Origin of the sequence: Peptoniphilus indolicus ATCC 29427, assembly GCF_000227315.1 — a bacterium.
Taxonomy (GTDB): Bacteria; Bacillota; Clostridia; order Tissierellales; family Peptoniphilaceae; genus Peptoniphilus; species Peptoniphilus indolicus.
Window position 1 is genome coordinate 1170379 of record NZ_JH165061.1, and the last position, 9021, is coordinate 1179399.

A 9021-nucleotide genomic window follows, 5' to 3' on the forward strand; every position below is an offset into this window, starting at 1 on the left:
GAATATTGTGAAAAAATTAATTTTAATTACTATAGCTTTTACTTGTATAGGTAGTTTTATAATTTATCATAATAAAGATATAGTTTTTCAAAAGGGAAATCCAATTCCATACTTAATAGCAATATCAAAAATAAAAAAAGAAAAACCTTATGTAAAATTAGACAAAAATATTCTAATCTCAAAAAATGGAGATGTTTCATATCTTTTTAAACATTTTGAGAATGATATGGGAATTAAGTTTAAAGAACAAATGGGAAGTGGATATATATTTAGTGACGGTAATAAAGATTACTTATTAACTTCAGAAATATATTTGAAAAAATATATAGTGTGGAGTATACATGAAGAAGATAAGTATTGATAAATTTAAAGTTTTTAGAGAAATTTATAAATATATTAAATTTAATCCAAATATAGAGGTGAGTTTAGATTGTATCTTATAAGAATTATTTTGCCAGTGATATTGGTAGGAATCGCAACAATTTATATTATTAATCTTGTGAAGAATAAATCTAAAAGAAGCAATAAAAATGAAGATGAAAACTATCTATCAGAAGGAATGTCATTAGGAATGTGTTTTGGGACTGCAATTGGGGTTCTACTTGGTCAAGATAATTTAGGTATATTTGTCTCATTGGGAATGTTGTTAGGAATAACGGTTGGAACTAGTATTAAAAAATAAATTATTTAAAACTATAAATTGAAATCTATCAACAAGATTAGAAAATTTTCTAAAAAATAACAAACTTTAACAAAAAATAACAATTATTGTATAAAGTTCGATTATCATATAATATTATCTATAGTAGATATATTGAATCAAATAATATGTAGGTATTATTTTTAGGGGGAGAGCTTGTGAGCAGATTAGAATTAGAATCACCGAGTAGAGCTAAAATTGTAATCGATGATATTTATGAAAATTTGAAAAAACGTATAGAATCCAGCCCACCTGGATTATGCCCTGTTGATACTACGAGAGCTTTTATAGAAATGTGCCATGCACAGACATGTGGCAAATGTATTCCTTGTAGGGTAGGACTTCAACAACTTAAAAATTTATTGACTGATGTTTTAAATGGAAAAGCTAATATGGGCACATTGGACTTAATTGAAGAGACGGCAAAATCTATTTCTGAAACTGCCGACTGTGCGATAGGATATGAAGCTGCTCATATGGTACATAGGAGTATAGTCAACTGTAGGGATGACTATGAAGAGCACGTTATAAATGGAAGATGTATATGTATGACTACTCAACCTGTTCCATGTGTTGCATTATGTCCGGCGAACGTGGACATACCTGGTTATGTAGCGTTGATTAGAGAACATAGATATGCTGATGCAATAGCACTTATAAGAAAGGACAATCCGTTTCCAACCACTTGTGGGTTTATATGTGAGCATCCTTGTGAAGATAGATGTAGAAGAAATATGGTTGATGATTCAGTGAACATTCGTGGGCTTAAAAGATTTGCTGCGGATATGGCGGGCAAGGTTCCAACTGAAAAGTGTGCAAAGTCAACTGGTAAAAAAGTTGCCATAGTCGGAGGTGGACCGGCAGGTCTTTCTACAGCATATTATCTACAGTTGATGGGGCATCAAACTACTGTATTTGAGATGCTTCCAGGTTTGGGAGGTATGCTTAGATATGGTATTCCAAATTACAGATTGCCAAAAGAGAGATTGGATGATGATATTGAAGCTATACTTGAAACTGGTGTTGAAGTTAAATATGGACTTAAAATTGGTATAGACATAGATTTAAATGATTTAAGAAGAGATTATGACGCAGTACTTATAACAGTTGGGGCATCCACTGATAAAAAACTTGGCTTAGATGGAGAAAAGAGCGAGGGAATAGTTTCAGCTGTAAAATTTTTACGAGATGTTGGTATGGGGAAATTGCCGGACATTTCAGGTAAGAGGGCAGCTGTAATAGGCGGCGGAAATGTTGCCATGGACGCAGTTAGAACTTTGGTGCGTTTAAATGCTTCAAAAGTTAGTTGTGTTTATAGAAGAAGAATAGCAGATATGACTGCTTTGCCTAATGAAATTGAAGGTGCTTTAGCAGAAGGGGTTGAAATGGTGACATTGAAAGCTCCTTCAAGACTTGAGATAGAAGATGGGAAGTTAAAGGGTATTTGGGTTGAACCTCAGATGATATCTAAAATAAAAGGTGGTAGAGCGTCAGTTGTTCCAAATGGAGAAGCAGAACAGTTCATTCCTTGTGAAGTGTTGGTAGTAGCAATTGGACAAAATATTGAAACTGAACACTATGAAGATGTGGGAGTGCCTATCGAAAAGGGAAAGATATTCACACTACCTAATGGAGGTTTTAGAGGAATACCTGGGCTCTTTGCCGGTGGAGACTGTGCGTCGGGGCCTGCAACTGTAATAAAGGCAATAGCAGCTGCGAAAGTAATGGCAGCTAACATAGATGAATATCTTGGCTATCATCATGAAATCACTTGTAGTGTAGATATACCTGAGCCTAATATAGAAGACAAGACTTATTGTGGAAGAGTTGAACTTCCGGAAAGAGAAGCTTGTATGAGAGTATTAGATTTTAATGGAGTGGAGCTAAATATGAATGAAAAAGCGGCTCATCAAGAGGCGGCAAGATGTTTGAGATGTGATCACTTCGGCTTTGGAATATTTAAGGGAGGTCGTGAAAGCATATGGTAAATTTAACTATTGATAATGTAAAAATTGAAGTTGCTGAGGGAACTACCATAATGCAAGCAGCAAAGAGCAAAGGAATAGAAATACCACATCTATGTTATTTAAAAGATTTAAATGAAATAGCAGCTTGTAGGGTGTGTGTAGTTGAAGTTGAAGGCAAGGGAAAACTAATAACAGCTTGTAACAATGTAGTTGAAGAAGATATGGTTATATTTACCAACAGTCCTAAAGTAATGCTAGATAGGATGAGGACAGTACAGATGATACTTTCTCAACACGATTGTAAGTGCGCAACTTGTGTGAGAAGTGGAAACTGTTCACTTCAAAAACTTTCAAATGATTTAAATATACAAGATGTTTTGTATGAAGAAAATTTAGAACATCAAGCGTGGGATAATTCTTTTCCGCTCATAAGAGATTCTAAAAAGTGTATAAAATGTATGCGCTGTATACAAGTTTGTGATAAAATGCAGAGTTTAAATATTTGGGAGTTAGAGGGAACAGGAGCAAGAACTACTGTAAATATATCAGGCTCAAGAACCATTGCTGAATCTGACTGCTCATTGTGTGGACAGTGCATTACACATTGTCCTGTTGGTGCATTAAAAGAAAGAGATGATACGAGTAAGTTGTGGGAAGCAATAGCGTCTGAAGATAAAGTTGTCGTAGTTCAGGTTGCACCGGCTGTTAGAACTTCTTGGGGTGAAGAAATTGGTTTAGAGATCAAAGAGGCAACTGTAAATAAAATTTTTGATGCGCTTAAAAAAATAGGTGTAGATTATGTTTTTGATACAGCGTATTCTGCTGACTTGACAATAATGGAAGAGGCAAATGAATTTTTAGATAGGTTTAACAACAATGAATTAGATGAAAGACCTATGTTCACCTCTTGCTGCCCGGGATGGCTGAGATTTATCAAGGGACAATTTCCGCACTTGGTTCCTCAACTTTCAACTGCAAAATCTCCTATGCAAATGTTCGGCTCAGTTATGAAGACATATTTTGCAGAAAAAATTGGAAAGAAGCCGGAAAATATATATTCTGTAGCAGTTATGCCTTGCTTGGCAAAAAAAGGCGAAAGTGAAATGGAACTATTTTATGAAGAATATGCCGGACACGATACAGATTGTGTAATAACAACACGTGAACTTGTGAGGATGTTAAGAGCGGCACACATAAATTCCAACACTCTTGAAGATATAGAACCAGATAAGCTTTTTGAAAAGAGCTCAGGAGCCGGTGTGATATTTGGCGCAACTGGGGGAGTTATGGAAGCTGCTTTGAGAACGGCATATTATACTATTATGGGTGAAAACTGTTCTCCTGATGCTTTTGAAGTTGTCAGGGCAGAATCTCAAGACACTGGAGTGAGTGAAGCAAGTTTTAATTTAAATGGCGTTGAGTTGAGAGTTGCGGCAGTGAATGGACTTGGAAATGCAAGGAAGTTAATCGAAGAGATAGAACGTGGCGAAAAGAAATATGATTTTGTGGAGGTTATGGCTTGCCCCGGAGGATGTGTAGGAGGCGGAGGTCAACCTATACACGACGGAGATGAGCTAGCCTTTGAAAGAGGAAAGAATTTATATTTCCTAGATAAAAAATCTGAGTTGAGATACTCTCATGAGAACGAAGATGTGAAATCTCTATATGAAAATTATTTTGATAAACCAAACAGCCATAAAGCTCATATGCTTTTACACACAGACCATAATTCTTGGGAGATGCCAAGAAGTCCTAAGAGAGATAGAAATGGTTATGTAATAAATGGATTTTAATTATAGACTATTCGAACTTTATAGTTCGAGTAGTTCTTTTTTTATGTCAAGAATTGTATAATTTAAAGTGTACAGTTACAAAATATGAAAGAGGGAATTTAATGTTAGCTTTTTTTACTTCGGTTGTGAGTATAATGCCAATAATTTTTTTAATTATTATAGGATATTTGATGCAGAAGTTTGGTTGGTTTGAAAATTCATTTTCAAATAACATATCTAAATTGATTATGAATGTGGCCTTGCCAGCGTCTGTTTTTGTATCAGTTTTAAAATATCTGACGGTGGAACTTTTAATAGACTTATCAAATGGTTTTATCTATACAGTGTTGGCAGTAATACTTTGTTTTGTAACAGGATATATACTTTCAAAATTTTTAAAGGTGAGGGTTGGAAGAAGAGGAGCTTTTATAAATATGTTTGCAATTTCAAACACAATATTTATAGGATTGCCTTTAAATATGGCTTTGTTTGGAGAAAAAGGACTTCCCTATTTTTTGATATATTACATAACCAACACAATTGCAACTTGGACAATAGGAGTTATACTAATCGCCAATGACACACCGGAAAAGAAAGTTAATTCTAAGATACAGTGGAAAAAGTTAATACCAATTCCATTTACAGGATTTATTTTTGGGACAATATTTTTGATATTTAAAATTCCAGTTCCAGCAACAATAAATTCAACTTTAACTTATCTAGGGAATATGGTAACTCCTCTTTCTTTGTTATACATAGGTATAATATCAGCTAAGTCAGATTTTAAAAGTGTAAAATTTGACAGAGATACATTTGTTGGATTGTTGGGAAGATTTTTGATAGCTCCATTGATAATGTATTTAGTGGCTAAGTTAGTGGGTATTTTAGGAATGAGAATATCCGGAATGGAATATCAAATATACATGGTTCAATCGTCCACAGCTGGAGCGGCGGTAACTCCTATTTTAGTAAATGAAGCTAAAGGTGATGTTGAGTATGCTACGGGTATAATAACCATTAGTATGTTGATTTGCATATTTGTAGTTCCACTTATAGCTACTCTTGTAATGTAAATCAGTGCATACAGATTTTAATTTTATATGGTGATGAGTAATAAAAATTGTATTTTATTTTGACATTTCGTTACTTTTTATTCACCTGTTCTTCACAAAATATAATTATTATTAATTAAAAGCAAGGGGGGAAAATATGGAAGAAAATAATTACAGCTATCCTAATAGGAGAAATAGAAAAAAAGAATAGTAATAATATAGTAGTAATTGCTCTTCTATGTGCAATTATAGGTGGAATCATAGGTTCTGCAATATCTTATGCGGTGATGAGAGAACAAGCTTCAATGCCTGCTATTTCAGAACAAGATTCTAAAAAAATAGTTATAAATGCTAAAGATTCTTCTACAATTGCTTCAGCTGTTGCTGAAAAGGCAATGCCATCAGTAGTTGGAATCACAACCAAGGGTGTAGTTGAAACTTGGATGGGTCAAGCTCAAGTTGGCGGAACCGGTTCAGGGATTGTAGTTGATAAACAAGGATATATTCTAACTAATGCACACGTTGTAAAACTAAGTGGTCAAACAATAGAAAAGCCGAGCGTACAATTGTATGATGGAACTACAGTTGAAGGTAAGACAGTATGGGTTGACTCAACTATAGATATAGCAATAGTAAAAATTGAACCAAAGACAGAACTTATTCCTGCTGAGCTTGGAAATTCAGATGATTTAAAAATTGGACAAGCGGCAATTGCAATCGGAAATCCTCTTGATTTGGCATTCCAAAGAAGTGTTACACAAGGTATAATATCAGGCTTAAATAGATATGTTGGTCAAGTTTCAGGCGGAGGATATATGAATGGTCTAATTCAAACTGACGCTTCAATAAATGGTGGTAACTCAGGTGGACCGTTACTTGATTCAGAGGGAAGAGTAATAGGGATAAATACAGTAAAAGTTTCAACAGCCGAAGGACTTGGTTTTGCAATTCCTATCAATAGCGTAAAGACAATATTGGAAGAAGTAATAAAGACAGGAGATTATAAAGTTGTATCTCTAGGTGTTCAAACTATGGATATGACATTGGCTAAGAGATACTATAATTTAAATACTAACTTAGATTCAGGTGTTTTAATTATGGACGTTATGAAGGGAACTCCTGCTGAAGCTTCAGGATTGCAAAAGAGCGATGTAATACTAAAAATAGGAGATACAAAAATCGAAGGAGTGGATTCACTAAAGGCAACTCTATATAAATACAAAGTTGGAGATACAGCTAAGTTAAACATATTGAGAAACGGTAAGACTGTAGATATAGATGTTAAATTTAATGAATATTCTATTTCAGACGATGAAAACACACAAAAAGATAACAGATTTATTTTGCCGGACAATGAACAAAATAGTTGATAATTGACAAATGTGATATTATTTTGTATAGTTATTTGACAATAGAGTAAGAGGCCTACATACGCAAAAAGACGTTGTAGGCTATTTTATTTGTAAATTAGAATGGAGAATTATGAAAGACAAATATTATGTTACAGGGCATAAAAATCCCGATACAGATTCAATATGTGCTGCAATAGCTTATGCAGAATTAAAGAGAAAGAAGACCGGATTTGATGTTGAGGCTATAAGACTTGGTGAATTAAATCAAGAAACTAAATTTGTATTAGATTATTTTGGCGTGAAACCGCCAAGACTAAAAGACAGTATAAAAGCTCAAGTTAAAGATTTGGAAATGGACAAGGCGTACTGTGTTTCGGAAAATATATCTCTATATAAGGCGTTACAACTTATTCAAGAAAACGGAGTGAATTCACTACCGGTAACAGACCAAGACGAAAGACTGGTCGGAATTGCAAGTTTATCGAATATAACTATGTCATACATGGACGTTTGGGACGATTCAATTTTGGGAAGAAGCAACACTTCTTATCAAAATATAATTGAAGTTTTGGCTGGAAAATTTATATATCAACCTGAAATTTTCAAAGCTATAGATGGCAAGATAACCGTTTATGCAATGTCGCCAATGCATATAGGAGATAAAATCTCTAAGGGAGATATTATAATACTTGGGGACAGAAAAGATGCTCAATTAGATGCAATGGACAGAGATGTCAGTCTGATAATTGTCACAGGTGGCTTTAAAGTAGATGATGAGGTAGTTGAAAAGGCAAAATTAACTGGCACAACAATAATATCAACTAATTATAATACATTTATGGCTGGTAGGTTATTACCACAAGCTGTGCCAATATCACATGTGATGAGTAACAAAGACTTAGTTACTTTTGATTTGGAAGATACCGTTGAAGAAGCTAAGAAAATTATGGGGATGAGTAGATTTCGCTCATATCCCGTATTAGATAATAAGAAGAGGGTTATAGGTTCGATAGGAAGATTTCATCTTATTTCAAGCGATAAAAAACAATTGATTTTAGTTGACCACAATGAAAAAAATCAATCCATAGATGATATCGATTCAGCTGTGATTAGAGAAATCATAGACCATCATAGAGTTGCAAACATTGCGACAGATGAGCCGGTGTATTTTAGAAATGAGCCTGTGGGTTCAACTTGCACAATTGTAGCAGAGATGTATTATGAAGCTGGAATTATGCCTTCAAGAGAGATAGCTGGAATTTTAAGTGCAGCAATAATTTCTGACACACTTTTGTTTAAATCACCAACAGCTACGGAAACTGATAAGAGAATTCTGGAGAGACTTTCAAAAGTTACAGGAATAGACCATGAAGAGTTTGCGATGGAGATGTTCAGAGAGGGAACTAAGCTTGAAAATAAATCAATGTCTGATTTAGTAAATGGCGATGTGAAAAAATTTGTGGTAGAAGATGAAAATATACGTGTTTGTCAAATATTTACTATGAATTTGGATAGTCTAAATAGTATAGAAGAAGGACTAAAGGAAAAGATGGAAGAAGTCAGAGTTGCAAATGGAGAGTCAACTTTTGTAATGATGCTCACAGATATATTTAAAGAAATTTCTGAAGTGATAGTGGTTGGAGAATATATAGAGAGCATAAAAAATGTGTTTGGTGTAAATTCTCCTTCAAATTCATTTAAAGTTCCTGGATTATTGTCAAGAAAGAAACAATTAATACCAAGCATAACAAGCGCAATTCAAAAATAAAAATAACAACTTAGCATAATTAAAAAACATAAGGGGATGACAAAGTAACTAATTATAATTAATAGTTAGTAAATAAAATAATAAATATTACGTAAAAACATATTGATGAAATAAGTCATTGATATGTTTTTTATTTTTTTAATGTATACTTTTGAGGATTTTTAGAAAAATTTATTGACATTTAGTTTGTGTGGGTGTAATCTTTAAGGGCAGCAATGAAATGAAGTTTGCAGGAAAGTGGTTTTTAACCTACCGAAGGAGTAAAACTCTCAGGTGTCTTATTTTAAGATGAAAACTGTAAATGGATCATTACTCTGGAGAAGTCTTACCATGGATTTAGGTAAGATGCCGAAGGTGCAACACAGCTTATAAACTGTGAAATCTCTCAGGCAAAAGGGACAGAGATGCGG

At 33.9% G+C, this 9021-nt stretch carries 7 protein-coding genes and 1 riboswitch; all 7 genes read left to right on the plus strand.

The annotated features are described in order from the left end of the window. Window positions 1-361 (plus strand): hypothetical protein (locus HMPREF9129_RS05250; protein WP_004821120.1); only part of this gene is annotated, 361 nt, incomplete at its 5' end. A gap of 138 nt (window positions 362-499) precedes the next feature. Continuing rightward, window positions 500-682 (plus strand): glycine zipper domain-containing protein, encoded by a 183-nt coding sequence (locus HMPREF9129_RS05255; RefSeq protein ID WP_218916026.1) that lies wholly within the window; start codon window positions 500-502, stop codon window positions 680-682. Window positions 683-858: 176 nt separating this feature from the next. Further along, window positions 859-2688 (plus strand): NAD(P)-binding protein, encoded by a 1830-nt coding sequence (locus HMPREF9129_RS05260; RefSeq protein ID WP_004821123.1) that lies wholly within the window; start codon window positions 859-861, stop codon window positions 2686-2688. Further along, entirely contained in the window at window positions 2682-4460 is a 1779-nt protein-coding gene (locus HMPREF9129_RS05265; RefSeq protein ID WP_004821125.1) for a [FeFe] hydrogenase, group A, read from the plus strand. Before HMPREF9129_RS05260 ends, HMPREF9129_RS05265 begins: the two co-directional genes overlap by 7 nt. A gap of 101 nt (window positions 4461-4561) precedes the next feature. Continuing rightward, window positions 4562-5512, plus strand: coding sequence for an AEC family transporter (locus HMPREF9129_RS05270; protein WP_004821127.1), 951 nt, complete (start codon window positions 4562-4564; stop codon window positions 5510-5512). A 266-nt stretch (window positions 5513-5778) separates the two neighbouring features. Next, window positions 5779-6861: a S1C family serine protease gene (locus HMPREF9129_RS05275; RefSeq protein ID WP_004821130.1), complete on the plus strand. Its 1083-nt coding sequence runs from the start codon at window positions 5779-5781 to the stop codon at window positions 6859-6861. A 112-nt stretch (window positions 6862-6973) separates the two neighbouring features. Next, on the plus strand, window positions 6974-8611 hold the full coding sequence (locus tag HMPREF9129_RS05280) for a putative manganese-dependent inorganic diphosphatase (RefSeq protein ID WP_004821132.1): 1638 nt from the start codon (window positions 6974-6976) through the stop codon (window positions 8609-8611). A gap of 304 nt (window positions 8612-8915) precedes the next feature. Beyond that, window positions 8916-9021: riboswitch (glycine riboswitch) on the plus strand.

What these genes read in the sequence shown, in the direction of transcription:
- HMPREF9129_RS05265 (WP_004821125.1), top strand. Translation starts at nt 2,682, where the DNA reads ATGGTAAATTTAACTATTGATAATGTAAAAATTGAAGTTGCTGAGGGA.
- HMPREF9129_RS05270 (WP_004821127.1), top strand. Translation starts at nt 4,562, where the DNA reads ATGTTAGCTTTTTTTACTTCGGTTGTGAGTATAATGCCAATAATTTTT.
- HMPREF9129_RS05275 (WP_004821130.1), top strand. Translation starts at nt 5,779, where the DNA reads ATGAGAGAACAAGCTTCAATGCCTGCTATTTCAGAACAAGATTCTAAA.
- HMPREF9129_RS05280 (WP_004821132.1), top strand. Translation starts at nt 6,974, where the DNA reads ATGAAAGACAAATATTATGTTACAGGGCATAAAAATCCCGATACAGAT.